Source organism: Phytomonospora endophytica, assembly GCF_014202425.1.
Lineage (GTDB): Bacteria > Actinomycetota > Actinomycetes > Mycobacteriales > Micromonosporaceae > Phytomonospora > Phytomonospora endophytica.
In genome coordinates this window covers 255,392-280,395 of sequence record NZ_JACHGT010000005.1, presented here as the reverse complement: position 1 = coordinate 280,395, position 25,004 = coordinate 255,392, and the positions used below count along the sequence as shown (strand labels likewise).

Genomic DNA, 25,004 nt, shown 5'->3' with positions numbered 1-25,004 from the left:
ACCGGGCCATATGAACGATCGCGCGTGGCCGTGGCCTAGGGAGCGCTGGCGGGTGCCGACGCTCCTGCTGCGGCTGTCCATGTTCCTCGTCGTCGCCGGGCTCGGCCTGGCGGCGACCGGCTGGTGGCACACGCTGACCTGGTGCGCCCTGCTCGCCGCGGCGAACGTGCCCGGGACCCTGGCGCCGGCCCACCCGGTGATCGGGCGGCTCGGGCGTGTCGCGGAGGTCGCGGTGGTCGTGCTGGGCACGGCGTCCAGCGACCATCTCGACGGGTGGCTGCTGCCGTTCCTGACGGTCCCGCTCGGCGGGGCCGCCCTCTTCGGCGGGCGCAGGGTGAAGGAGGGCCTCGGCGAGGCCCTCGCTCTCGCCCTGCTCACCGCCGCCGGCCTGGGGCTGCTGGCCGGTGACGGCGGTGAGGACTTCTGGGTCACCGCGCTGGAGTGGCTGGTGCTGGCCGGGTTGTTCGCGGTGACCGCGAGCTGGCTGCGCAAGGCGCTCCAGGCGAGCACGACGAGCGCCCCCCAGCCCTACGAGGAGGCCACCGCGCTGCTCACGCAGCTGCGGGCGGTCGCCCGTCAGCTTCCCGGGGGCACGCTGGACCCGGGCGGCATCGCCACGCACCTGCTCGACGAGGTGCGCAACCACGTCCCGGCCGAGCGTTCGGCCGTGCTGACCGGCGGTGGCGGCGACCGGCTGGTGATCCTGGCGCAGAACGCGCCCGACCGGGTCGACTGGGAGACGTCGCTGAACACCGACGGCACCCTCGCCGACGCGTGGGCGAGCCAGCAGTCGCAGACCTCGGCGCGGTCGCTGTCGCGATCGCGGTCGTCGGTCGGGGCGGTCTCGGTGCTGGTGGTCCCGCTCGTGGCGGGTGTGCGGACGGTCGGACTCGTCGTGTGCGAGACCGATCAGCCGGGCGCCTACACCGCCGAGATGATCGCCGAGGTCGCCGACGCCGCCGCCAGCGGCGCGCTGCGGCTGGAGACGGCGCTGCTGTTCGACGAGGTCAGGTCCCTGGCCACGACCGAGGAGCGGCAGCGGCTCGCGCGGGAGATCCACGACGGCGTCGCGCAGGAGCTGGCGATGGTCGGGTACGGCATCGACAACGCGCTCGGGCTGCTGCCGCCGCACGCGACGGAGGCCGCGGGTGAGCTCAAGGACCTGCGCACCGAGGTGACGCGGCTGATCACGGAGCTGCGGCTGTCGCTGTTCGAGCTGCGCAGCGAAGTCGACCGGCACGGCGGGCTGACCGCCGCGATCGCCGACTACGCGCGCACCGTCGGCGCGTCGGCCGGGCTGCGCGTGCACCTGTCGCTCGACGAGTCCACGGCGCGGCTGCCAGCCGCGACGGAGGCCGAACTGCTGCGCATCGCCCAGGAGTCGATCACCAACGCCCGCAAGCACGCCCGCGCCGACAACCTGTGGGTGACCTGCGAAGTAGACCCGCCCTACGCGCGCATCGAGGTCAGCGACGACGGCCGCGGCATCGCCGGTTCCGGCGCCGACGGCCGGTACGGACTGACCATCATGTCCGAGCGCGCCGAACGCATCCGTGCGTCGCTGGAGATCCGTCCCCGCGAACCGCACGGCACAACAGTGGCCGTGATCCTCGCCGCGCCCACAGCACGCGGTAGCGTAAACACGGCGAACAAGGAGTGAGAATCCGCTATGAACTCAGTGACCTCAGCGTCGACCAACCCGGTGCCGGCCGGCAACCGCATGACGATTCTGCTCGTCGACGACCACGATCTGATCCGCAAGGGTCTGCGGCACGCGTTCGAGCGTGACCCCCAGTTCGAGGTGACCGGTGAGGCCGGAAGCGTCGCCGAGGCGCTGCGCAAGGCGGCGGCGCTCCAGCCGAGCGTGGTGATCATGGACCTGCGGCTGCCCGACGGCAGTGGCCTGGAGGCGACGCGCAAGCTTCGCAAGGCCCACCCGTCGATGGGCATCGTCGTGCTGACCATGTACGCCGGTGACGACCAGCTGTTCGGCGCCCTGGAAGCCGGTGCCAGCGCGTTCGTGCCCAAGAGCGCGCCCGCCGACGACGTCGTCTCGGCCGCCCGGCACGCCGCCGCGACGCCCAACGCGTTCACCGCCGGCGACCTCGCCGAGGCCATGAAGCGCCGGCTCACCCCGACCGGTCCGCAGCTGTCCCCGCGCGAGTCGCAGGTGCTGAAACTGCTGGCCGACGGCATGAGCGTGGCCGGGATCGCCAAGCAGCTGTACGTGTCGGAGTCGACGGCCAAGACCCACATCTCGAAGCTCTACGAGAAGCTCGGGGCGGGAAACCGCGCGCAGGCGCTGATGACGGCCCTGCGGCTCGGACTGCTCGAAGCGCCCGACGCGCCGAAGTTCTGACGACGCCGTGCACGGGGCCGACCGCCGACGCGGTCGGCCCCGGCATCGTTTCCGGGTCTATCCGACGGCGGCGGTCGCCCGCTCGGAGACCTCCCACAACCGCCGCCCGTTCTCCTCGTCGAGCGCGTCGGCCGAAGGCCGCACCCGCGTGGGGTGCCCGCGCATCTCCCCCATGCCGTCGGGGCCGATGAACTCGCCGCCGACGACGCCCGGATCGGTCGCGGCGAACAGCTGCGGCCAGGCTCCCCGCTCGGCCGGCTGGGCCAGCAGCGCGTTGCCGAAGCGGCCCAGGAACAGTTTCGTGAGACCACTCGTGGAAGCCGTCTGAAGACCCGTCGCGCTGTACCCGGGATGCGCGAGGACGCTCGCGACCGGACTGCCCGCGGCGGTCAGGCGGCGGTGCAGCTCAAGACCGAAGATCGCGTTGGCGAGCTTGGACATGTTGTAGAAGCCCATCGGGGAGTAGCCGCGCTCGCCGGTCAGGTCGTCGAAGCGCATGCGGGCCTTGCGGTGGACGAAGGAACTGACGGTCACCACGCGCGGGTCGCGTCCGGCGGCGAGCAGGCCGAGCAGGCGCGTGGTCAAGGCGAAGTGCCCGAGGTGGTTGGCGGCGAACTGGAGTTCGTGCCCGCCGGGGGTGAGGGTCCGGGGTGGGCCCATGACCCCGGCGTTGTTGACCAGCACATCGAGTCGCCCGTGGTCGGCGGCCAGTCCGTCGGCGAAGGCGTCGATGGAGGCGGGGTCGGTGAGGTCGAGGCGCCGCACGTCGACGTTCTCCGGCGGCAGCCCGGCGACGGCCGCGCGGCCCCTGGTCACGTCCCGGACGGCGAGGATCACGCGCCCGCCCTTGGCCGCGAGGGCGCGGGTCGTGGCGAGGCCGAGGCCGCCGTTGGCCCCGGTGACGGCGAAGGAGCGTCCGGTGAGGTCGGGGATGTCGGCGGCGGTCCAGCGGTGTCGAGTCATGGACGGCACTCTGCCGCAAGTTGTCACTGAGTGTCAAGTAGCGCTTGAGTGCCACATCGGCATGCCGTAGCATGGCCGGGTGACCACGCCGCCCGCGACGAACCTGACCCAGCGCATGCGGCGGCTCGTGTCCGCCGAACTCACCGAGGCCGCGCTGCGGCTCATGGCCGCCGACGGCTTCGACGCGGTGACCATCGACCAGATCGCGGCCGCCGCCGGGGTCTCCCGGCGGACGTTCTTCCGCCACTACGCGTCCAAAGAGGACGTCGTGGTCCGCTTCCTCACCGACATGGGAGCCGACATCACCGCGACCCTCAGCGCCCGCCCGGCCGGCGAACCGCCGTCGGTCGCGCTGCGGCACGCCCTCGGTGTGCCGCTCGCCGCCTGCGCGGGCGCGCACGAACGCGCGCGGCAGGTGGTCGGGCTGATCCTCGGCACCCCGGCGCTGCTCGCACGCTTCCTGGAGCGCCAGAGCCAGTGGCAGGACGACCTCGCCGCCGCACTCGCGGAACGGCTCGGCACCGAGGACGGCGACCTCTACCCGCGCATGGCGGCGGGCATGGCGCTCACCGCGTTCGACACCGCCCTGCACCGCTGGAACGACGGCGGTCATGACGACCCCGGCGTACTCGCCGACCGGGCCTTCGCGATCATCGCCCCCGCACTCGACGCGGTGGAGCGCACGGCCTGACGCGGGTCAGGCCGCCAGGCCGTCCAGCACGATCTCCAGGTGACGGCGCCACGCGCCCGGTTCCGCGGCCTCGGTCAGCTCGACCGCCCGGCCGAGGGCCATGACCTGCACGACCACGTCGTGCGCGGAGACGTCCCGCCGCAGCCGCCCATCCTCCTGGGCGCGTCCGACGAGGTCGCCGATGACGCCGGCGAGGTGGTCGCGGCAGGCGTCGAAGGCGGCCTGCGTCTCGGGCCCCGACAGGCCGTCGAGCATCCCCCGGTGGCGGGCCATCAGGCTCAGCGTCGCCTCGGCGAAGGCGCGCAGACCCCGCCACGCGTCGGCGTCGGCGAGGGCGGGCTCGGTCGCCTCCGTCCACACCGCCGCGTCCTCGGCGAGCACGGCAGTCAGCAGCCGGTCGCGGTCCGGGAAGTGCCGGTAGAGGGTGCCGACGCCGACCCCGCAGGCCGCGGCGATCTCCCGCATGTCGACGGCGAGCCCGCGTTCGGCGAGCAGGGCGCGCGCGACGTCGAGGATCTGGGTGCGGTTACGGCGGGCGTCCTTGCGGCGGGGCTCTGCCTGGGCGGAGGTCATGGACCCATCCTAGACGAAGCGGAACAGTCGTTCCGGACGTGCTAACGTACCGGAACATCCGTTCCGGTACTTGGAGGAGAATCCATGGGCACGATCGTCATCACCGGCGGCACCGACGGGCTCGGCCGCGCGCTCGCCCGCCACTACCTGCGCGAAGGCCGGACCGTGGTCGTCGTCGGGCGCAGCCGCGCCAAGTTCGAGACCCTTGCCGCCGACGCCGGCCCGGTCACCGCGCATTTCATCGCGGCCGACCTGACCCTCGTCGCCGAGAACCGGCGCGTCATCGCCGCGGCCGCGGCCTTCGGCCCGGTCGACGCCCTGATCCTGTGCGCGGCCTACGCCCGCTGGAACCGCGTCGAGACCCCGGAGGGCTTCGAGCACACCTTCGCCCTCTACTACCTCAGCCGCGTTCTGCTCACGACCGGACTGCACCCGAAACTCGTGCTCAACACCTCGGTTCCCGGTGCCCGTCGTGACGCCATACCGCATCACGACCTTCAGTCACGGGAGGACTTCGGCTTCGCCAAGGCCAACCAGCTCACCCGCCGGGCCAACGAACTCTTCGGCCTCCACCTCGCCCAGAGCCCCGGCGAGACCCGCCACATCCTCTACAGCCCCGGTTTCGTCCGCACGAGCCATGCCGGTTCGCTCGGCCGCGTGGCGCGCATCGGCGTCACCGCCATGGCCGCCGTCCTGGGCACCCCACCTGCGAAGGCGGCCGTCGCGGCCGCCACCCTTCTGGCCGACCCGCCCGCCGAGCGCCACAGCGCCTTCGACCGCGACAGGCGGGTCGAGCTGGGCACCACCGGCGGCGACATCGCCGAGGCCGCGAGACTCCACGAGGAGACGCTTCGGCTCCTGGAGTGACCGAGACCACACGACCTCATCCACCAGGCCTAATGACGTCGTCATGACGTCAGCCTAAGTGCGTACAGTGTGCCCTACTTGCAAACAGCGATCCGCTGACGTACGTTGTTTCTCGTCAGCGCACACTGTACGCACCGATTTCGAGGGACGCTCACATGACCGATCGAAAGCTCGACGCCGCCGCCTACCGCGCCGCCGAGAGGCTCCTGCCCCACAAGCGCTCCGGCCTCGTCAAGAACCTCAAGGTCCGTCCCCAGTGGCTCGACGACGGCGAGCGCTTCTGGTACGCCGCCGACACCACCGAGGGAAAGACGTTCTTCACCGTCGACCCGGCCGCCGGAACCCGCGAACCCTTCGAGCCGCCCGCCGACGCCGGCGCCGACTTCCTGGAAGTCCTGTCCCCCGACGGGAAGACCGCGGTCTTCGCCAAAGGCCACGACCTGTGGGCGCGGTCGGTCGAGGACGGCCGCGAGTGGGCCCTGACCGCCGACGGCGCCGAGGACCACGACTACGGCACCGGCCCCGAGGCGATGGCACAGTTCACGCTGCTGGCCAGGATCGGGCTGACGGGCATGCCCCCGGCCGTGGCGTGGTCGCCGGACTCGACGAGGATCCTCACCCACCGCACCGACCAGCGCGGTGTCCGGCGGCAGCATCTCGTCGAGGACGCTCCCGCCGACGGCGGCGCCCCCCGGCTGGTCACCAAGCGCTACGCCTTCCCCGGTGACGAAACGCTCCCGACGGTCGAGCTGATGGTCATCGACGTCGCCTCCGGCGACACGGTCCGGGCGAAGACCCCGCCGCTGCTCGCCCCGCTCTACTCCCCCATCGCCCTGAAACTGGCGTGGTGGGCCGAGGCCGAGTCGGCCGTCTACTACCTGGAGCAGACCCGCGACCAGCGCACTCTCTCCCTGCGCCGCCTCGACCCCGCGACCGGCGAGGTCACCACCATTGTCACCGAATCCGGCCCGACCCGCGTGGAGCCGACGCAGACGATGGGCGCCGAACCGATCATCGCGGTGTTCTCCCACGGCTGGGAGGTCCTCTGGTACTCCCAGCGCGACAACTGGGGGCACCTGTACCTCTACGACGCCAGGACCGGTGAACAGCGGCTCCAGGTCACCTCCGGCGAGTGGGGCGTCCAGCGCGTCCTGCGCGTCGACGAGGACGCCCGCGTCGTCTACTTCGTCGCCTCCGGACTCGTCGACGGTCACCCCTACCGCCGCTCGGTGTGCCGGATCGGCCTCGACGGAACCGGTTTCGCGCGCCTCACCGACGACGACCTCGACCACGCCGTGACCATCGGCCCCGGCGCCCGCTACTTCATCGACAACGCCTCGACGACCGGCACCCCGCCGGTCATCACCGTCCGCGACTGGGCCGGGACGGTCCTCGTCGAACTCGAACGCGCCGACGTCTCCGGCCTCATCGCGGCGGGCTGGACCCCGCCCGAGCCCTTCACCGTCAAGGCCGCCGACGGCGTCACCGACGTCCACGGACTGCTCTATCTGCCGCACGACTTCGACCCCGAGCGCAGCTACCCGGTCCTCGACCACCCTTACCCCGGCCCGCAGACGAACCGCGTCCAACCGACCTTCGACCCCGGCTACTACGGCCGCGACGCCGAGACGATGACCGCGCTCGGGTTCGTCGTCATCGCCGTCGACGGCCGCGGCACGCCCGGCCGTGACAAGGCCTTCCACGACCACTCCTACGGCAACCTCCGCGCGGCCGGCTGCCTCGACGACCACGTCGCGGCCCTGAGGCAGCTCGCCGCCACCCGGCCCTGGATGGACCTCGACCGCGTCGGCTCCTACGGCTTCTCCGGCGGCGGCTACGCCACCGTCCGCGCCATGCTCGACCACCCCGAGATCTACCGGGCGGGCATGGCGGCCTGCGGCAACCACGACAACCGCTTCTACCACCTCGCCTGGGGCGAGACCTACGACGGGCCTTTCGACCCCGAGCTCTACGCCACGACCTCCAACGTCGACAACGCCCACAAGCTCCAGGGCGACCTGCTGCTCATGCACGGCAGCATGGACGACAACGTCTTCCCCCAGCAGACGCTCCGCCTGGCCGACGCGCTCCTGACCGCCGGCAAGGACTTCGAGATGCTGATCATCCCCGGCGCCGACCACATCTTCCTCGGCTACGAGCACGTCCACCACCGCCGGAAATGGGATTTCTTCACCCGCCGCCTGCTCCGCCTCGAACCCCCGGCGGACTACCGCATCGAGCCGACCGGCCTCGACATGGAGATCATCGGCGAGTTCTTCGAATAACAACCAACCGGACCGGCCGGGGTCGCGCGGAGAGGCCGCGACCCCGGCCCCGGCGTGTCCGGACGTAGAGTGTCGAAGCGATCCGACGGGGGCAGACATGACCGACCTTGAACTCCGCGCCGACTGCGCGAACTGCTTCGGCCTGTGCTGCGTCGTGCCCGCGTTCACCGCCTCCAGCGACTTCGCCATCGACAAACCGGCCGGGAAACCCTGCCCCAACCTGGGCACCGACCACCGCTGCGGCATCCACGCCGAGCTGCGCGAACGAGGATTCCCCGGCTGCACGGTCTTCGACTGCTTCGGCGCCGGACAGCGGGTCTCCCAGGTCACCTTCGGCGGACACGGCTGGCGCGGCGACCCGGCGACCGCGCGGTCGATGTTCGCCGTCTTCCCCGTGGCCCGCGCCCTGCACGAACTGCTCTGGTACCTGACCGAGGCACTCGCGCTGCCCGCCGCGAGACCCGTCCACCCAGAACTGGCGAAAGCCCGCGACGACCTCATCGGCCTCACCGAGGCATCCCCCGGGAAACTCGCCGCCGTCGACGTCACGGCGGAGCGCGTGAAAGCCAACCCGCTGCTGCTGAAGGCCAGCGAACTCGCGCGAGGCAACGGACCCGACCGGCGTGGCGCGGACCTCGCCGGTGCTTCACTACGCAACGCCCGTCTCGGCCGCGCGAGCCTGCGCGGCGCCCTCCTCATCGGCGCCGACCTGCGCGGGGCCGACCTGCGCAGAGCCGACCTCACCGGCGCCGACCTGCGGGGAGCCGAACTGAGCGGCGCCGACCTCACCGGCGCGATCTTCTGCACCCAGGCGCAGCTCGACGCGGCCAACGGGGACGCCGCCACACGGGTCCCGGCCGGGCGCACCCGCCCGGCGCACTGGCGCGCCTAGACGTCCAGGAGCTCCGACATGCGGGCCGCCTGACGGTCCCAGGTCCACTCCTCGCACACCCACGCCCGCCCGGCCGCCCCCAGCTTGGCGGCGAGTTCCCGGTCGCCGAGCAGGGTCACGAGCCGCTCGACGAGGGCCGCGCTGTCGGTCCCCCCGACGACGTAGCCGGTCTCCCCTTCGCGGACGGCGTCGGGCGCACCACCGGAGTCACCGGCGACGACGGGCAACCCCGTCGCCGACGCCTCCAGGTAGACGATGCCGAGGCCTTCGACGTCGAGACCGCCGTTGCGGGTGCGGCAGGGCATCGCGAAGACGTCCCCGGCGGCGTAGTGCGCGGGCAGCTCCGCGAACGGAACCGAGCCGGTGAAGAACACCGCGTCGGCGACACCCCGCCGCTCAGCGAGGGCCTTGAGCTTCTTGCGGTACGGACCGCCGCTGACCAGCAACAGCGCCACGTCGGGCACCTTCGCGCGGATCGCGGGCAACGCGTCGATGAGGGTGTCCTGTCCCTTACGCGGCACCAGGCGGGAAACGCACACGATCACGGGCCGATCGGTCAGCCCGTACCGTTCGCGGACCTCCCCGCCGTCGACCTCGGGGGTGAAGGTGTCGACGTCGACGCCCGGCGCCAGGCGCCGCAGCTCGGTCAGCTCACCGACCGCCGGCGCGAGACGCGAACGCGTGTACTCGCCCAGGTAAGTGAGGACGTCGTTGGCACGGGCGATACGCCGCAGCGCCGCCCGCGCGCCCGGCAGGGCCGCCCAGCCGACCTCATGGCCGTGGGTGAGCCCGATGGCGCGGGTGATCCCGGCCTTCTCCCGCAACGCTCCGGCGAGCAGGCCCAACGGCGCGGCGGCACCGAACCACACCGAGTCGCAGTCGTGCTCGCGGGCCAGCGCGACGGCCCGGCGGGATACACGCGGGGTGGGCAGGAGGACACCGGTCTTGTCGCGCACCACCGGGAAGGGCTGCTCGGCGTCGAAGGCCGAGGGGTCGCGCCAGGTGGAGGCGTAGACGACGAGGGAACCGGGCGGGCGCCGGACGGCGAGGTTGTGCACGAACGACTGGATGCCGCCCGGGCGTGGCGGGAAGTCGTTGGTGACCAGCAGGGTTCGGCGCACGCCGTGCACGTTACCGAGGCCTCGCCGGTCAGCCGCCGTCGGCGTGGACACGGGCGGCGGCGATGCGCTGGACCGTGCTCGGATGGGAGCTGAACAGCCAGAACAGGAGCCAGGGCGGGTCCACGTCGGACATGTTCGCCGTCGCGAGGCGCTGCTGCATGGACGCGAAGGTGCCGGGGTCGCCCGTGAGGGTGATGGCGTGCTCGTCGGCGCGCGACTCGGCCCGGCGCGACACCAGGTTCTGCAGGGGCGTGCTCACCAGACCCACGACCGCCACGATCGCCAGGAGCAGCGCGATCGCCCTCGGGCTGGTGATCGACCCGGCTCCGGCACGGCGGAGGAGACCGGTCCAGCCGCCGAGAACGGCGATGCCGCAGACGGTGACGGCCGCGCCGAGCGCGCCCAGGACGGTCCCGATCAGGACGTCGCCGTCCTTGGCGTGCCCGAGCTCGTGGGCGACCACCATGGCGACCTCGTCGTCGGGCGCCTCGTCGAGGAGCGTGTCGTAGACGACGATCCGGCGGGTCGGGCCGATACCGGACACGTAGGCGTTGACCGCGCGGGTCCGGCGGGAGGCGTCGGCGACGAGGACGTCCCCGACCGGGACGCCGTCGCGTTCGGCGAGCGCGAGGAGTTCGGTGCGCAGCGGCCCGTCGGCCATCGGCTCGAACTTGTTGAAGACCGGCTCGATCAGGACCGGGTAGATCAGCGACATGAGCACGACCAGCAGGGCCGCGCCGGTCGCCGCGAAGATCCACCACAGGCGCGGGGCGAGGCGGGTGAGGCCGTAGAAGGCGGCGAGGGCGACGGCACCGAGGACGGCGGTGACCGCGTAGGACTTGGCGACGTCGACGGCCCAGCCGCCCCAGTTCTGGGTGGACAGTCCATAGCGGACCAGGATCGTGTGCCGCCAGGCCGCGAAAGGCAGAGTGACCAGCTGCGCGAGGAGGAGGACGGCGAGACCCCCGAGGACCGCCTCGGCGAGCCGGTGCCCGCCGAAAGGGCGCCCACAGGCGGCGACGATCTTCGAGCCGAACGGGGTGAGTCCGAGGACGAGGGCGGCGATCAGCCCGACCGCCATGGCCAGGTACCCGCCCGGCCGCATCGCCGCGGCGAACTCCTTCCCCTTCGCCACCACCGAGGCCGGGAGCTCGCCGAGGGCGGCGAGCTGCGCCGAACGCGGCGGCGTCGGCGGGTGCTGCCACGGAATGAGGACGACCGTGGCGGCGATGAGGACGAGCAGGAGCACGGCGAAGGCGATGAACGCGGGCTGCCGAACGGCTTGGGACACGGCCATGAGGTACCGTACCGTCGTCCGTTCGGGCGATCCACGCGGAGATATGGGCCACGCGCGGCACGAACCATGGGCTGCGCGGCCCGAAGCCGCCGGGCAAGTGCCACACTTGACGCATGTCGGTACGGACCCCAGCGCGCCGCGCTTCGCGGCTTGACGTGTTGTGGGGGCACGCTGCGCTCTTTTCGCCCATACCGGCAGCGCCATGAACACCCGGCCGGGCAATGACCCGGCCGACGCCGACGCGCTGCGCCCCGGGGAGGCGCTCGCGGCAGGGGTCGAGGATACGGCGGCCGAGCCTGAACTCCCCGAGGCCGCAGAGGACGAGGGTGCCGAACCCGAGTTGCCCGAGGCCACCCGTCAGCGAATCGTGCACCTGACCGCGCAGACCCTTCCCGCGCTGCGCCGTGACGAACTGCCGATGCCGCTGCGGAAGGTCGCGAAGTTCGCGCCGAAACAGCGGGCCCGCCTCGGCGGGTCGACGATCGCCGCGCAGCTCGCGGCCGACCCGGCCTTCCGCGCGACGATCGCGGCGAAGGTCGTCGAAGGCACCGGCGAACTCGGGGCCGCCGTCGCCGCCGGGCATCCACCGGCCGCCGCCGACCCCGTCGAGGTCGCCGCCCTGGCCTATCTGACGCGGCCCGAGGGGTGGCTCGACCTGCTCGACGCCGCCGGCGCCGCCGTGCGCGTGAAGGACGCCGACGCGGCCGTGTCGGCGCAGCTCGCCGAGGCGCAACAGCTCGTGGCGCACGCCGAGCACGACCGGGCGATCGCCGAGCGCGAGGCAGAGAAGCTGCGGGTGGAGTTGTCGGAGCTGCGCACGGAGGTCGTCGACCTGCGCGCGTCGAACCGCGGCCTCGCCAAGGAACTGCGTGAGACGAGCCGCCGGGAGCAGAAGGCCGCCGACTCCCTGGCCGCTGAGCGGGGGCGCCTCAACAAGGCCGGTGAGGACCACAAGGTCGAGGTCCGGCGCTTGCGGCAGGAGCTCGAACAGGCCCGCAAGGCCCTCGAACAGGCCCGGCACGGTGCCCGTGACGCGCGTGCGCTCAACGACGCGCGCTTGTGGCTGCTGCTGGAGACGATCGGTGAGGCCGCGCAGGGGTTGCGTCGTGAGCTGGCGCTGGAGCCGGCGGAGAAGACGCCCGCCGACCTGATCGGCGGGACGATCGCCGACCTGCCCGGACCGTCGGGGACGGCCGCCGCGCGCGGCCTCGACGCCGATGATCCGTCCAGGCTGGACGATCTGCTGGCCCTGCCGAAGGCGCACCTGGTCGTCGACGGGTACAACGTGACGATGCGCGGCTACAAGGAGCTGTCGCTGGAGCAGCAGCGCGCGCGGCTGATCCGCGGGATGTCGGGGCTGGCGGCGCAGACCGGTGCCGAGACGACGATCGTGTTCGACGGGGCCGAGCGCATGCACGGCCTGCCGCCGGCACCGCGGGGTGTGCGGGTCCTGTTCAGCAGGAAGGGCGAGACCGCCGACGAGGTGATCCGCGCGCTGGTGCGCGCCGAGCCGAACGGCCGTCCCGTCATCGTGATCTCGTCGGACAAGGAGGTCGCCGACGGCACCCGCCGGCACGGCGCCTACCCGCTGTCGTCGGACACGCTGTTGCGGAGGCTCAGCCGGGCCTGAATGGCCTGCGCCGAAGAATCGCCGGTCTTGGTCCAAGATTGTCTTGTTTTCTTCGTGCGGCAGGCCACCCTGGCACGAATCCGTTAGTCAAGTGATCTTGGGTTCTCTTAAGGTTCAGCTCGGACACCGGCAGTCCAGCCCACTGAACAAAGCCGAACCTTGAAGGACGAACCTTGAAGAAGACGATCGTTACCTCCGCCGCCCTGCTGAGCCTGGCACTCCTTGCCGGATGCGGTTCCAGTGATGACGGCGGCAAGGGCGACGACAAGCCCGCCGACACCGGCTCGCAGGCTCCCGCGAGTGACGAAAAGGACGGCGAGCACGGCCTGGACACGCCGTATGCCTACCCGGACGGTTTCACCGTCACCCTGTCGAACTTCGAGCGCGGTAAGTCCTCCGACACCGCGCTGCCCGCGGAGACCGACTTCGTGCGGTTCACCGTCCAGGTGGAGAACAAGACGGGCAAGGCCGTCGACCTGGGCCTGTTCACGATCCAGTGCAAGACCGGCGACGACGGCTCGGCCGCCGAGGAGGTCTTCGACGAGGGCCTCGGCGGCCAGCTGACGGGCACCGTCAACGACGGCAAGAAGGCCACGGGGGACTTCGCCTGCGTCCTGGACCCGGCCGAGACGAAGCTGCAGATCGAGGTGTCGCCGAACTACGGCGACGACATCACGGAGCTGCCGGACACCGCCGTCTTCAACGGCGAGGTCGCGGCGAAGTAACCCACGCCAGACCCCGCCCCGTGGGGGAGGGCGGGGTCTGGTGGGGTGGGGGGTGCTGCTGGGGGGCTGCGGCGGCGTCACGGGCGGGGCTGCTGGGGGCGGCTGCTGGGGCGTCGCGGGCGGGCGCTGCTGCGGCGTCACGGGCGGGCGCTGCTGCGGCGTCACGGGCGGGGGCTACTGGGGCGTCGCGGGTGGGCGCTGCTGGGGCGTCGCGGACGGGGCGGCCCCTGCGGGCCGACCGAGATGGCGCGCGATTCGGCTGAATCGCGCGCCATTCCGCATGCGCGGTTACGGGCGACGCGAGCGACCGGCTCGCGGTCAGGCGCTCGCGCGGATGTGGGCGGCGGGTGAAACGTGAACGGCCCCAGGGGCCTCCCGGCCTCCGCCCTAAATCCGACCGTAGCGCCGGTCCAGGCGTGGGTGGCGAAGGTGAACACGGCTCGCTGTGGACAACCGGGCGGTTGTGGACAACCGGGCGGGAGCGCCGGGCGGCTGAACCGTCGGCGCGGCGCCAACCCACACGGCGAACGCCCGCGCGGCCGCACCCCCGGGGCCGAACCGCCCGCACGCCCCGCGCGCCCTCACCCCGCCGGGTCGAGCTCTGCCGTGCAAGGCGCGGTGGCCGACGCAGCCACCCCCGCAACCCCCACCCACCAGACGCCTACGCGAAACGTGAATGCCCCCAGGGGCCTCCCGGCCTCCGCCCTAAATCCGACCGTAGCGCCAGTCCAGGCGTGGCCGGCGAACACGAACACGGCTCGCTGTGGACAACCCTCCGGTTGTGGACAACCACCTCGCACCCCAACCCCGCACGCCGAGCGGTCCGCGCGGCCGCACCCCCGGGCCGACCGCCCGCGCGGCCGCACCCCGCAGGTTCGAACTCCGCCGCGCGAGGCGCGGTGGCCGACGCAGCCACCCCCGCAACCCCCACAGCGCCAAGCGGCCCGAAGCCCCGCAGGCGACCCCACCCAACAGACCAGCCGCACCACGAGCGCAGCGAACCAACCACACAGCCAAGCCAGCCCTGTCACACCTGACCGGTAGGGTCCCCTGCGTGGTCGATGTCGTGAACGGCAGGGGTGCGTCTGCTGAGGGGTCCGGGCGGGGCAGGGCTGTTCAACCGTCTCTTCTCGACCGTGGGGAGCCGCTTTCCGACATCACTTTCGTGGTGGTGGACTTGGAGACGACGGGTGTCGCGTCGGACAGTTCGGCGATCACCGAGGTCGGGGCGGTGAAGGTTCGTGGTGGGGAGATCCTGGGGGAGTTCGGTTCGCTGGTGAATCCGGGTGAGCCGATCGATGCGCGGATCACGATGCTGACGGGCATCTCGGATGAGATGGTGCGGGACGCGCCGTCGATTCGGGAGGTCTTGCCGGCGTTTCTGGAGTTCGCGGCCGGTTGTGTTCTGGTGGCGCACAACGCGCCTTTCGATGTGGGGTTCTTGAAGGCGGCGGCGGATCGTTGCGGTTACGCGTGGCCGAAGCCTCGGGTGGTCGACACGGTCGTGTTGGCGCGCCGGCTGGTGGATCGCGATGAGGTCCCGAACAAGCGGCTGGGGACGCTCGCGCGTTATTTCCGGGCGACGGTCTCGCCGAATCACCGCGCTTTGGCGGATGCCCGTGCGACGGTCGATGTCCTGCACGCGTTGATCGAGCGGCTGGGCAGTCATGGCGTGCACACCTATGAGGAGCTGGCCGAGTTCGGGCGGGCGGTGCCGCCGGAGCTGCGCAAGAAGCGTCATCTGGCGGAGAAGGTTCCAGACCGGCCCGGCGTCTACATCTTCCGCGACGCCGATGATCAGCCCTTGTACGTCGGGACGTCGATCAACATGGCGGCGCGGGTCCGGAGTTATTTCACGGCCGGGGAGACGCGCCGGCAGATGCGGGAGATGGTGCGGCGGACGACGCGCATCGAGACCGTCGAGTGCGCGCATGGTCTGGAGGCGGAGGTCCGTGAGTTGCGGATGATCGCGGCGCACAAGCCTCCGTTCAACCGCCGTTCGAAGAATCCGGAGGGCGTGAACTGGCTGAAGTTGACCGACGAGGCCTATCCGCGTCTGTCGATCGTGCGGCAGTTGTCGGCGGGGGACGCTCACTGGCTGGGGCCGTTCAGTTCGCGGGGCGCGGCGGAGTCCACGGTGGACGCGATCGTTGAGGCGATTCCGTTGCGGCAGTGCACGACGCGGTTGTCGGTGCGGAAGATGAGCCCGGTGTGCGCGCTGGCCGAGTTGGGTCGCTGTCCCGCGCCCTGCCGTCACGAGATTTCGGTGGAGGCTTACGGCGAGCTCGTGGGGGGCCTCACCGAGGCGATGTCGGGTGATCCTGATCCGGTGGTGGGTCCGCTGCTGGCGCGTATCGAGTCGCTGGCGGGTGCGGAGCGTTTCGAGGAGGCCGCGGCGGTTCGTGAGCGGCTGGTCTCGTTCTTGCGCGCGGCCATCCGGACGCAGCGTTTGGCGGCGATCACGCGGATCGCCGAGTGGGTCGCGGCTCGCCGTTCCGCCGACCGTGGCTGGGACATCGCGGTGGTGCGTCATGGGCGTCTGGTGTCGGCGGGGCACAGTGCGCCGGGCGCGGATCCCATGTCGACGGTCGAGGTGCTCGTGGCGACGGCCGAGACGGTCGTCGGGGAGCTTCCGGCGGCCTATGCCAATGAGACGGAGCGGATCCTGCATTGGCTGGAGGATCCGGAGACGCGGCTGGTGCGCAGTAGCGACGGCTGGTCGTCGCCGGTGCGGGGCGCGGGGCGTTACGGGTGGCTGCTGGCGAAGGCGCAGGACGCCGACTTATCGGTCACGCTGCGGCGGGCGCGCTCACGCCTCTGAGGCCTCGGCCTGCCAGGCCCGGGGTGTGCCCGACGATAACGGGACGCGGTCGACCATGTCGATGAGGCGGTCGGCGAGCTGGCCGGCGTCGATCTTGCCGTCGCTGACGGCGAGGCAGAGGGCGTCGACGTCGCGGTAGCCGAGGTCGCGGCCGAGGCGCATGAGCGGTTCGTCGGTGGACAGGCCGCGGTCGCGTTGGTGGAGGGCGAGTTTGAGGGCGGCGCGGCCGGCGGTGATGCGTTCGCCGAGGGCCTTCTCGGGCATGCGGTCGTCGCGGTGCCCGGCGAACCACTGGCTGATCTGGAGTTGCGCCTGCGGGGTCTTGGCGGTGAGGAGCCATTCCTGCGAGGGGCCTGGGTAGTCGCCGCCTTCGGCGGTGATGATCTCGACGAGGTCGCCGTCGGCGAGGCCGCGGGAGAGCGGTACGAGGCGGCCGTTGACGTAGGCGCCGATGAGGCGGTCGCCGATGCGGGTGTCGACGCTGTAGGCGAGGTCGACGGGGGTCGCGGCGAGGGGCATGAGGACCTGTTTGCCCTGGGAGGTGAACACCAGGATCTGTTCGTCGGCGAGGTCGCAGCGCAGTGATTCGAGGAACTTGGCCGAGTCGTTGGTCTCGCGTTGCCAGTCGAGCAGGCGCGTGAGCCACAGCAGCTTCTCGGGCCCGCGGTGGGCGCGCTGGCCGCTTGGCGAGAGCTGGGCGATGATGCCGAGTTCGGCGATCCGGTTCATGTGCCGGGTGCGGACCATGACGTCCATGGGCTCGTGGTCGGGGCCGAAGACGGTGGTGTGCAGTGACTGGTACATGTTGAACTTCGGTGAGGCGATGAAGTCCTTGAAGCGCCCGGGGATCGGCTGCCAGGTGTTGTGGACGGCGCCGAGGGCGGCGTAGCAGTCGGTGTCGGAGCCTTCGACGAGCAGGACGAGGCGCAGCGGGTCGTGTCTCCCGCTGGGGCGGCCGGCGTTGCGCTCGCGGTAGACGGAGTAGTGGTGGCGGGGCCGGTCGACGATCTCGGCGGTGACGCGGACCTCGCGCAGCTGCGGGGCGAGCCTGCGGCGCGCGGCCTCGACGCGCGCGATGCGGTCTCCCCCGCTGGCCAGGAACTTCTCGATCTCCTGGTAGAGCTCGGGTTCGATGATGCCGAGGACGAGGTCCTCCAGCTCCCGTTTGAGCACGTAGAGGCCGAGCCGGTCGGCGAGGGGGATCAGGACGTCCTGGGTGGCCTTGGCGATGCGCACCTGCGAGGGCCGGGACTTGAAGCCGAGGGTCTGCATGTTGTGCACCCGGTCGGCGAGTTTGATGACCATGACCCGGATGTCGCGTCCGGCGGCGACGATGAGCTTGCGGGTGGTCTCGGCCTCGGCGACCTCACCGAAGGAGACCTTGTCGAGCTTGGTGACGCCGTCGACCATCCAGGCGACCTCGGTGCCGAAGTCGGCGCGGAGCTGTTCGAGCGTGTAGCTGGTGTCCTCGACGGTGTCGTGCAGCAGTGAGGCCGCGAGCGTCGTGGTGTCCATGCCGAGCTCGGCGAGGATCTGGGTGACGGCGAGGGGATGGGTGATGTAGGGCTCGCCGCTCTTGCGCATCTGGCCGCGGTGCATCTGTTCGCCGATGCGGTAGGCCTTGCGCAGGAGGGGGATGTCGGGGCTGGCGTACTCGGCGCGGTGGGTGCGCACGAGCTGGTCCACGAGGGCGCTCAGCCCGTCGTTCGACTCACTGGATCTTGAGAGGATGGCCCGCAGCACGTCACACCTCCGTCCGCCTATTGTCGCGTCTTTGGCGATCCTAATGGGACGACCGGGCAGAACCTAGTGATCGAGGGCGAAGTGTCGCTCATCCGATCGGACGATTCGCGGGTGCTGGAGGCGGTGTCGCACAGGGGGTGCGACGTGCAGTGAAGTGTTTCGATATGCCTTCTCGGCCGGTCCGGAATCGGGCACGCAGCGTCCACTTTGGAGCATCCCGGACGTGTCGGAGCACACGCCCGATGATCTTCACTCTCGCCTTCAGCGCGCTATAGTCGAGTTCTGCTATCAGGAGTCGACCATGCCAAAACGGACTACCGACAATCCACTCGTCCTCCCCCTCATGGGCCTGCTCATGGAACGGCCCATGCACCCCTACGAGATGGCGGCCGTGCTTCGCGAACGCGGCAAGGACGCCGCCGTGCGGATCAACCGCGGATCCCTCTACGACGTCGTCCGCGCCATCGAGACCGCCGGCTGGATCACCGCCCTCGCGACCGTCCGCGAAGGCGGCCGGCCCGCCCGGACCGTCTACGAACTCACCCCGGAGGGCCGCGCCGAGTTCACCGCCCGCCTCGGCGACCAGATCCGCCGGCCGCGACGCGAGTACCCCGCCTTCCTCACCGCCGTGGCCTACCTCGGCGCCCTCGGCCCGCAGGGAGCGCTCGCCGCCCTCCGCGAACGCGAGGACCGCCTCGGCGAACTCCTCGACGCCGAACGCGCCGCCCTCGACGAGGCGCTGACCGCGGCCGCGGTCCCCCGCCTCCACGTCATCGAGGCCGAATACGCCCTGCACCAGCTCGACGGCGAACGCGCCTGGGTGCGCGCCATCGCCGACGAGATCCGCGCCGGGACCCTCACCTGGCCCACCTCACCCGACGAGAGCGAGAACGCATGATCTTCGGCATCTACCCCGGCGGCGCGCTCGGCGACGACCAGGGCCGCGTCCTGTCCGGTCCCCCCGACGACCCCGCCGCCATCACGAAGGCCCTCGACGAGCTCGGTGTCACCCTCGTCCGCGGATACCGCACCTACACCGGTGCGGCCGATACGCCGTCCACGCCCGACCGCGTCGAACAGTACGTCACGCCGGGCCGGAAACTCGACCTGGTCCTGCAGTACCAGTCCCCCACCGGCGACGTCGACGGCTACGCCGACTGGGTCCGCGCCGAGGTCGCCCGCCACGGCGCCGACGTCGCCACGCTCCAGATCGCGGAGGAACCGAACGTCGTCGGCAACCCCACCCTCGACGGCGCCTATCCGCGCGTGCGGGAGGCGATCGTCGCGGGCGTCCTCGCCGCCAAGGACGAGGCCCGTGCCAGGGGCTTCGCCGATCTGCGCGTCGGGTTCAACACGACGGTCCTGTTCGGTCCCGCCGCCGGCTTCGTCGCCGACCTCACCACCCTCGGCGGCCCGGAGTTCACCGCCGCCCTCGACTACGTCGGCCTCGACTTCTTCCCCGACGTCTTCCGGCCCATGCCGCTCGCCGAACTCGCCGAGGGAACGGCCGGACTCCTCACCTACCACCGCGAGCAGATCCTGACCCCCGCCGGCATCGCCGCCGACATCCCGATCCACATCACCGAAAACGGCTGGCCGACAGGCCCCGCCCGCACACCGGAACAGCAGGCACAGATCGTGGCAACGATCGTCGGGGCGGTGGTGAAGGCGGCGAGGGAGGTGAACGTGGCGGCGTACACGCACTTCTCACTGCGGGACGCGGACAGTGGCGGGGAAGGCCTGTTCTGGCGCTTCGGGCTGATGGACGACGGGTACGGGGCGAAGCCTGCGTTCGGGGTGTTCGCGGGGTTGGTGGAGAGGTACTCGTGAGGAGCCGACTCGGAGCGGGACGGACGGTGCCGCGCTGGTGGAGGGCGGGTGTGGGGCGGCCGGGGCCGCCGGGCCGAGCCGCGCCGCGGCCGGTGGCTGGGGAGGACGGCTGGCGGGCGGGGCTCCAGGGCTGGCCGCCAGCTGAGGCCGCCGCCCCTGGCCCCGACGGCTCGGGAGAACGCCGGCGGGCTGTGGACGGCAAGCCTGCGGGCCGGGACGCGCGAGCTGGATACCCACGGGCTGGCGGGCGGGCGGAAGCCGCCGATCCCTGAACCACCCCGAACCTCGATGGCACGCGAGGACGGCTGGCGGGATGGAAACTCGCAGCCGACTGGCCGACTAGCCGATGGCTCGCCAGCCAACGGACTGGCCGCTGGAGCCGCCGATCCGTGAACCACCCGAGCCCCGATCACTCGCGAGAACGGGCTGGCGGCTGGCGGCAAGGTCTGCGGTGGAAGGCGGCGAGGGCTGGTTGACAGGCCGGGGCTCGCGAGCTGGCTACCCACGGGCCAGCGGCCCAGCGGGCGGGCTGAAGCCGCGGATCCGTGAACCGCCCCGAACCTCGATGGCTCGCGAGAACGGGCGGCGGGATGGAAACTGGCGGGCCGGAAACTCACGGCCCAGTGGGCCGCCCGAAGCCGCCGATCCGTGAACCCCCAAGCCTCAATGGCTCGCGAGAACGGGCTGGGGACTTGAGGGCTGGGGACTTGAGGGCTGGGGACTTGAGGGCTGAGGGCTGAGGGCTGAGGGCTGAGGGCTGAGGGCTGAGGGCTGAGGGCTGAGGAAGCGTGACACGGCGGGCTCTGGCGGGCCTGCTCGTTTGCGAGCAGCTGACGGGCTGACGCGGAGGCAGCGGCGGTGGGGCGGGCTAGTGGCACCGGCGGGCCGACGCGAGCTGGCGGAGCGTGGCGCGGCGGGCGGCGAGGTCCGGTATGGAAGGCGGCGGGCTCGCGGGCCTGCACGCTCGCGGGAAGCTGACGGCTAACAGTGGACTCGCGCACTCGCTGGCGGGCCTACATGCTTTCGGGCAGCTGACGGCCAACGGCGGGCTCGCGGGCGAGCGGCTCCGGGCCGTGCGCGCGGGCCAGCGGAATGTGCCACGGCGGGCTTGCGGGCTTGCGGGCTTGCGGGCTTGCGGGCTTGCGGGCTTGCGGGCTTGCGGGCTTGCGGGCTTGCGGGCTTGCGGGCTTGCGGGCTTGCGGGCAGCGAAGCGTGACGCGGCGGGGTAGCGGCGGCGGGTCGGGCTGGCGGGGCTGGGAAAGCGCGACTCGGCGGGTGGCGAGGCCTGCGGTGGAAGGCCGCGAGGTCCGAGACGGAAGGCGGAAGCGTGCGGGCGCAGGTCCGGGCGCAGACGCGGGCCAGAGCTTCCCCCAAGCCGCGACCCACCACGGGTGAACTCTGCCGCGTAAGGCGCGGTGGTCGCCAAAGCCGCCCCGCAACACAAGACCAACCGCACCCATGGCCACGACAGTCCCCACCCAGTAAGGCGGCGGAGGCGACCACCGTGCCCAGCGGCAAGCGGGCCGAAGGCCCGGAGGCGAAGCCGCGCAGCGGCGCCAGCAGCATCGCGAGCGCAGCGAGCCAACCAGCACAGGCTCTACCCAAAACCAAAACCAACACCAAACACAAACAACCCCGGCCCCCTCAAGGGGACCGGGGTTGCTCCGTCACCGCCGCTACTTCCCGGCGGTGATCTCCTCACGCTTTTCGCCGTCGCCGACTTCGCCGTCCTCGCCGTCGGCTTCCGGCTTGGGGGCCGGTTGCTCGATCGGCTTGAAGAAGCCCTTCAGCGTGGGTGCGAGCGCGCCGAGGCGGTTCATCTTCTTCGGTACGGTCCAGCCGTTGTACTCCAGCGAGGTGTGTCCGTGCTCGTCCGGCTGTGCCAGCGGCTGGTGCACTTCGTAGAAGCGGCCGTCGGCGTCGCGCTTGATGATGCCGGTCTCGACACCGTGGGCGAGGACCTCGCGGTCGTGCTGCTGGAGTCCGAGGCAGATCCGGTAGGTCATCAGGTACGCCAGTGGCGGTACCACCAGCAGTCCGATCCGGCCGCCCCAGGTCATCGCGTTCAGGCTGATGTTGAACTTGTCGGCGATGATGTCGTTGGCGCCCGACAGTGTGCAGATGATGAAGAAGGCCAGGGCCATCGCGCCGACTCCGGCGCGGGCCGGAACGTCCCGGGGCCGCTGGAGCAGGTTGTGGTGCGCCTTGTCCTTGGTGAAGCGCCGTTCCAGGAACGGGTACATCAGCGGCAGCATGGTGAACAGCCCCATGCCGACGATGCCTGGCCAGAACACCGCCGGAACGGTGAAGCCGAAGGCCCTGATCTCCCAGGCCGGGAAGAGCCGGACGATGCCGTCGAGGAACATGACGTAGAAGTCGGGCTGCGAGCCCGCCGACACGACTTCGGCCCGGTACGGTCCGAACATCCAGATCGGGTTGATCTGGAACAGGCCCGCCATCAGCGCGATCACCGCGAAGACGAGCATGAAGAACCCGCCCTGCTTCGACACGTAGTTCGGGAACATCCGGTACCCGATGACGTTGTGCTCGGTGCGCTTCGGCCCGGGCCACTGGGTGTGCTTCTGGATGAACACCAGACCGACGTGGACGCCGATGAGTGCCAGCAGGAGGCCCGGCAGCAGGAACACGTGCAGGATGTAGAACATCGGGATCACCGAGTCGCCCGGGAACTCTCCGCCGAACAGGGCGAAGGAGACCCACGAGCCGACCAGTGGGATCGACTCGGCGATGCCGCCGGCGATGCGCAGACCGGTACCGGAGAGCGCGTCGTCGGGAAGCGAGTAGCCGATGAAGCCCTCGGCGAAGCCGAGCCAGAACAGCAGCACACCGATGAGCCAGTTCGTCTCACGCGGCTTGCGGAACGCGCCGGTGAAGAAGGTACGGCCCATGTGGACGACGATCGCGGCCATGAACAGCAGCGCGGCCCAGTGGTGCATCTGGCGCAGGATGAGTCCGCCGCGCACGTCGAAGGACAGGTTCAGGCTGGACTCGTAGGCCTTCGACATCTCGATGCCGCGCAACGGGGCGTAGGCGCCCTCGTAGTGCACCTCGGTCATCGACGGGTCGAAGAACAGCGCCAGGAACGTGCCGGTGAGCAGCAGCACGATGAACGAGAACAGCGCGATCTCGCCGAGCAGGAACGACCAGTGGTCGGGGAAGACCTTGGTCAGGACCTTGCGGAGCGGACTCGCCAGTTGGAACCGGTCGTCGAGCTCTCCGGCCGCCTTCGCGGGGAGCTGCTTGACGTCGAGTTTGCGACGCTTCACTTTCGTTCACGCTCCCAGAAGGCCGGGCCGATCGCGACCTTGTAGTCCGACGTCGCGTAGAGGTAGCCCTCTTCGTCGACGCTGATCGGCAGCTGCGGCAGGGCACGGGTCGCCGGCCCGAAGATCGGCGTGGCGTTGTTGGTGATGTGGAACTGCGACTGGTGGCAGGGGCAGAGCAGCCGGTTCGTCTGCTGCTCGTACAGGCTGGCCGGGCAGCCGACGTGGGTGCAGATCTTGGAGTACGCGATGAGGTTCTCCCACTGGGAGCCCTTGTTCATCTCGTAGGCGTTGTTCCGGGCCTCTTCGGCGTCGGGCTCCCGCAGGTGGATCAGCAGCGTCGGGGAGTCGGCGTGCTTGAGGGTCGCGCCGCCGGGGATCGCCGGGAAGACCGTGATCTGGCCGCCGACGCTGATCTCCTCGGGACGGATGAGCGTCCCGTCCTCGCGCATCAGGCGCACCGGGTTGCCGCCGTTGAACTTCGGGTTGAAGCCCGTGGTGAACAGCGCGTCGCCCGGGTCCTTGATCAGACCGCCGATGGGCATCAGCGCGGCCAGGCCGAGCGGCGCGGCACCGAAGAGCAGCGCGCGTTTGAGCATGGGACGGCGGGCCACGCCGGTCTCGTCGCCGATGTGGACGAGAGTCGCTCCGGTGAGCCTGCGCTCCACCGGGTCGGAGGCGCCGTCGTGCCGCTCCTGCATGAGCTCCTCGACGGGGAGGAGCTTCTTCGACCAGGTCAGGATCCCGATGCCGATGCCGCCGAGCGCGATGCCGAGCAGCGCGCCGAGGACCGGCGTGTACCACTTCGACCACGTGTCGGCGCCGCCGAACTCGTACTCCCACGGCCACCAGATGTAGGCGACGATGAAGCCGAGCGCGGCCAGGCCGGACAGGACGAAGAAGAAGGAGATGGTGCGGACGACCCGCTTCTCCTCTTTGGTCCCGGGGACCGGGAAGCGCGGTTCGTAGTGGAGGATCTCCACGCCGTCACGGCGCAGTGCCTCCTTGACGAGCTCGAAACGGGTGACGTTGGGGTCGAGGACGTCGAGCGGCTCGGCCTGCTCGTCCTTCTTCCCCTCGCCTGCTGGAACCTCGGTGCTCATGACTTCCCTGCAATCCAGAGCGTGGCGAGCGCCAACGCCACAATTCCGACGAGGAAGATCGCCAGGCCCTCGGTCGACGGCCCGAAGGCCCCGAGGTCCCAGCCACCCTGCGCCTGGTCGTCCTGGATGTACTTGATGTAGGCGATCAGGTCGCGCTTCTGGTCAGGGGTGAGCTGGTTGTCGGCGAAGACCGGCATGTTCTGCGGGCCCGACAGCATCGCCTGGTAGATCTCCACGGCCGAGGCCGGGTGGAGGTCCGGGGCGAACTTGCCCGACGACAGCGCGCCACCACCGGTGGAGAAGGCGTGGCAGCTGGAGCAGTTCACGCGGAACAGCGTGCCGCCGTTGGCGACGTCGGCGCCTTCGAGGTTGTCCAGGTCGACGTCTTCGGGGACCTCCGGTCCACCGCCGATGGCCTGAATGTAGGCGCCCAGGAAGGCCGCCTGCTCGGGCGTGAACATCGGGGGCTTGCGCAGGGCCTGCGCCTCCTGGCGCGCCATCGGCATGCGGCCGGTGTTCACCTGGAACTCGACGGCCGCCGAACCGACGCCGATCAGGCTGGGCCCGCGGTCCTCGACGCCCTGGGCGTCGGGGCCGTGGCAGCTGATGCAGCTCTGGTCGAAGATCTCCTTACCCCGCTGCTCGTCGAGCGTCAGGGCGGAGTCGGTGGGCTCGTCGGCGTAGATGCCGGGCGAGAAGGCCGTGTAGGTGGCGCCGACGAAGGCGAGTGCCGCGATGAATCGCGCCACCTTGCCGAGCCGACGGAACCGCCCGCGTTGACGGCTTCGAGGTCTGCTCTCTGCAGCCACGGTCATCCTCA

19 protein-coding genes are annotated in these 25,004 nt (G+C 71.1%); 11 read left to right on the top strand and 8 right to left on the bottom strand.

Going from position 1 to position 25,004, the window contains the following annotated elements; genetic code table 11:
* Positions 1-79 precede the first annotated feature (79 nt).
* Both HNR73_RS13165 and HNR73_RS13160 read left to right on the top strand, forming a co-directional pair.
* A complete protein-coding gene (locus HNR73_RS13165) occupies positions 80-1,660 on the top strand; it encodes a sensor histidine kinase (protein ID WP_184787919.1) in 1,581 nt (526 codons plus the stop codon).
* A gap of 60 nt (positions 1,661-1,720) precedes the next feature.
* Positions 1,721-2,359 carry a response regulator transcription factor gene (locus HNR73_RS13160; protein WP_184787918.1) on the top strand — a complete coding sequence of 213 codons (639 nt, stop codon included), beginning with the start codon at positions 1,721-1,723 and terminating at the stop codon, positions 2,357-2,359.
* Positions 2,360-2,416: 57 nt separating this feature from the next.
* Here the strand turns inward: HNR73_RS13160 and HNR73_RS13155 are convergent, their stop codons facing one another.
* Entirely contained in the window at positions 2,417-3,322 is a 906-nt protein-coding gene (locus tag HNR73_RS13155; RefSeq protein WP_184787686.1) for an oxidoreductase, read from the bottom strand.
* A 79-nt stretch (positions 3,323-3,401) separates the two neighbouring features.
* Between HNR73_RS13155 and HNR73_RS13150 the strand changes: the two genes are divergently transcribed.
* Positions 3,402-4,013, top strand: a complete 612-nt coding sequence (locus tag HNR73_RS13150) for a TetR family transcriptional regulator (protein WP_239122256.1) — start codon at positions 3,402-3,404, stop codon at positions 4,011-4,013.
* Positions 4,014-4,019: 6 nt separating this feature from the next.
* Here HNR73_RS13150 and HNR73_RS13145 read toward each other — a convergent pair whose 3' ends face one another.
* The gene (locus HNR73_RS13145) at positions 4,020-4,586 is read right to left on the bottom strand and encodes a TetR/AcrR family transcriptional regulator (RefSeq protein WP_184787685.1); all 567 of its coding nucleotides are present in this window, start codon (positions 4,584-4,586) and stop codon (positions 4,020-4,022) included.
* Positions 4,587-4,670: 84 nt separating this feature from the next.
* On the opposite strand from HNR73_RS13145, the gene HNR73_RS13140 reads away from it, so the two are divergent.
* The 3 genes from HNR73_RS13140 to HNR73_RS13130 all read left to right on the top strand — a co-directional run bounded on the left by HNR73_RS13140 (position 4,671) and on the right by HNR73_RS13130 (position 8,630).
* Complete coding sequence (locus HNR73_RS13140) at positions 4,671-5,453, top strand: SDR family NAD(P)-dependent oxidoreductase (protein WP_184787684.1); 783 nt, start codon at positions 4,671-4,673, stop codon at positions 5,451-5,453.
* Between the two features lie 155 nt (positions 5,454-5,608).
* On the top strand, positions 5,609-7,738 hold the full coding sequence (locus HNR73_RS13135; RefSeq protein ID WP_184787683.1) for a S9 family peptidase: 2,130 nt from the start codon (positions 5,609-5,611) through the stop codon (positions 7,736-7,738).
* A gap of 97 nt (positions 7,739-7,835) precedes the next feature.
* Positions 7,836-8,630 carry a pentapeptide repeat-containing protein gene (locus tag HNR73_RS13130; protein WP_184787682.1) on the top strand — a complete coding sequence of 265 codons (795 nt, stop codon included), beginning with the start codon at positions 7,836-7,838 and terminating at the stop codon, positions 8,628-8,630.
* On the opposite strand, the gene HNR73_RS13125 is transcribed toward HNR73_RS13130, so the two are convergent.
* Together HNR73_RS13125 and HNR73_RS13120 are read right to left on the bottom strand one after the other, a co-directional pair.
* Positions 8,627-9,751, bottom strand: coding sequence for a glycosyltransferase family 4 protein (locus HNR73_RS13125; protein WP_184787681.1), 1,125 nt, complete (start codon positions 9,749-9,751; stop codon positions 8,627-8,629). The genes HNR73_RS13130 and HNR73_RS13125 overlap by 4 nt on opposite strands.
* 28 nt (positions 9,752-9,779) lie before the next feature.
* Positions 9,780-11,012, bottom strand: a complete 1,233-nt coding sequence (locus HNR73_RS13120) for a M48 family metallopeptidase (protein WP_239122260.1) — start codon at positions 11,010-11,012, stop codon at positions 9,780-9,782.
* Between the two features lie 238 nt (positions 11,013-11,250).
* Here HNR73_RS13120 and HNR73_RS13115 point away from each other — a divergent pair, with 238 nt between their 5' ends.
* The 3 genes from HNR73_RS13115 to HNR73_RS13105 all read left to right on the top strand — a co-directional run bounded on the left by HNR73_RS13115 (position 11,251) and on the right by HNR73_RS13105 (position 16,224).
* Positions 11,251-12,678 carry an NYN domain-containing protein gene (locus tag HNR73_RS13115; RefSeq protein ID WP_184787679.1) on the top strand — a complete coding sequence of 476 codons (1,428 nt, stop codon included), beginning with the start codon at positions 11,251-11,253 and terminating at the stop codon, positions 12,676-12,678.
* Between the two features lie 173 nt (positions 12,679-12,851).
* A complete protein-coding gene (locus HNR73_RS13110) occupies positions 12,852-13,403 on the top strand; it encodes a hypothetical protein (RefSeq protein ID WP_184787678.1) in 552 nt (183 codons plus the stop codon).
* A gap of 1,054 nt (positions 13,404-14,457) precedes the next feature.
* Positions 14,458-16,224, top strand: coding sequence for a DEDD exonuclease domain-containing protein (locus tag HNR73_RS13105; protein WP_239122257.1), 1,767 nt, complete (start codon positions 14,458-14,460; stop codon positions 16,222-16,224).
* Here HNR73_RS13105 and HNR73_RS13100 read toward each other — a convergent pair.
* The gene (locus HNR73_RS13100; protein ID WP_184787677.1) at positions 16,213-17,967 is read right to left on the bottom strand and encodes a RelA/SpoT family protein; all 1,755 of its coding nucleotides are present in this window, start codon (positions 17,965-17,967) and stop codon (positions 16,213-16,215) included. The two genes, HNR73_RS13105 and HNR73_RS13100, sit on opposite strands and share 12 nt — an antisense overlap.
* A gap of 301 nt (positions 17,968-18,268) precedes the next feature.
* Between HNR73_RS13100 and HNR73_RS13095 the strand changes: the two genes are divergently transcribed.
* A complete protein-coding gene (locus HNR73_RS13095; RefSeq protein WP_184787676.1) occupies positions 18,269-18,865 on the top strand; it encodes a PadR family transcriptional regulator in 597 nt (198 codons plus the stop codon).
* Positions 18,862-19,797 carry a hypothetical protein gene (locus HNR73_RS13090; protein WP_184787675.1) on the top strand — a complete coding sequence of 312 codons (936 nt, stop codon included), beginning with the start codon at positions 18,862-18,864 and terminating at the stop codon, positions 19,795-19,797. The genes HNR73_RS13095 and HNR73_RS13090 overlap by 4 nt, the downstream gene beginning before the upstream one ends.
* A 1,676-nt stretch (positions 19,798-21,473) precedes the next feature.
* On the opposite strand, the gene qcrB is transcribed toward HNR73_RS13090, so the two are convergent.
* The 3 genes from qcrB to qcrC are packed head-to-tail and all read right to left on the bottom strand — an operon-like array spanning position 21,474 to position 24,999.
* Entirely contained in the window at positions 21,474-23,084 is a 1,611-nt protein-coding gene (gene qcrB, locus HNR73_RS13085) for a cytochrome bc1 complex cytochrome b subunit (RefSeq protein ID WP_184787674.1), read from the bottom strand.
* The gene (gene qcrA / locus HNR73_RS13080) at positions 23,081-24,184 is read right to left on the bottom strand and encodes a cytochrome bc1 complex Rieske iron-sulfur subunit (protein WP_184787673.1); all 1,104 of its coding nucleotides are present in this window, start codon (positions 24,182-24,184) and stop codon (positions 23,081-23,083) included. Before qcrA ends, qcrB begins: the two co-directional genes overlap by 4 nt.
* On the bottom strand, positions 24,181-24,999 hold the full coding sequence (qcrC, locus tag HNR73_RS13075) for a cytochrome bc1 complex diheme cytochrome c subunit (protein ID WP_184787672.1): 819 nt from the start codon (positions 24,997-24,999) through the stop codon (positions 24,181-24,183). Before qcrC ends, qcrA begins: the two co-directional genes overlap by 4 nt.
* Positions 25,000-25,004: the final 5 nt, after the last annotated feature.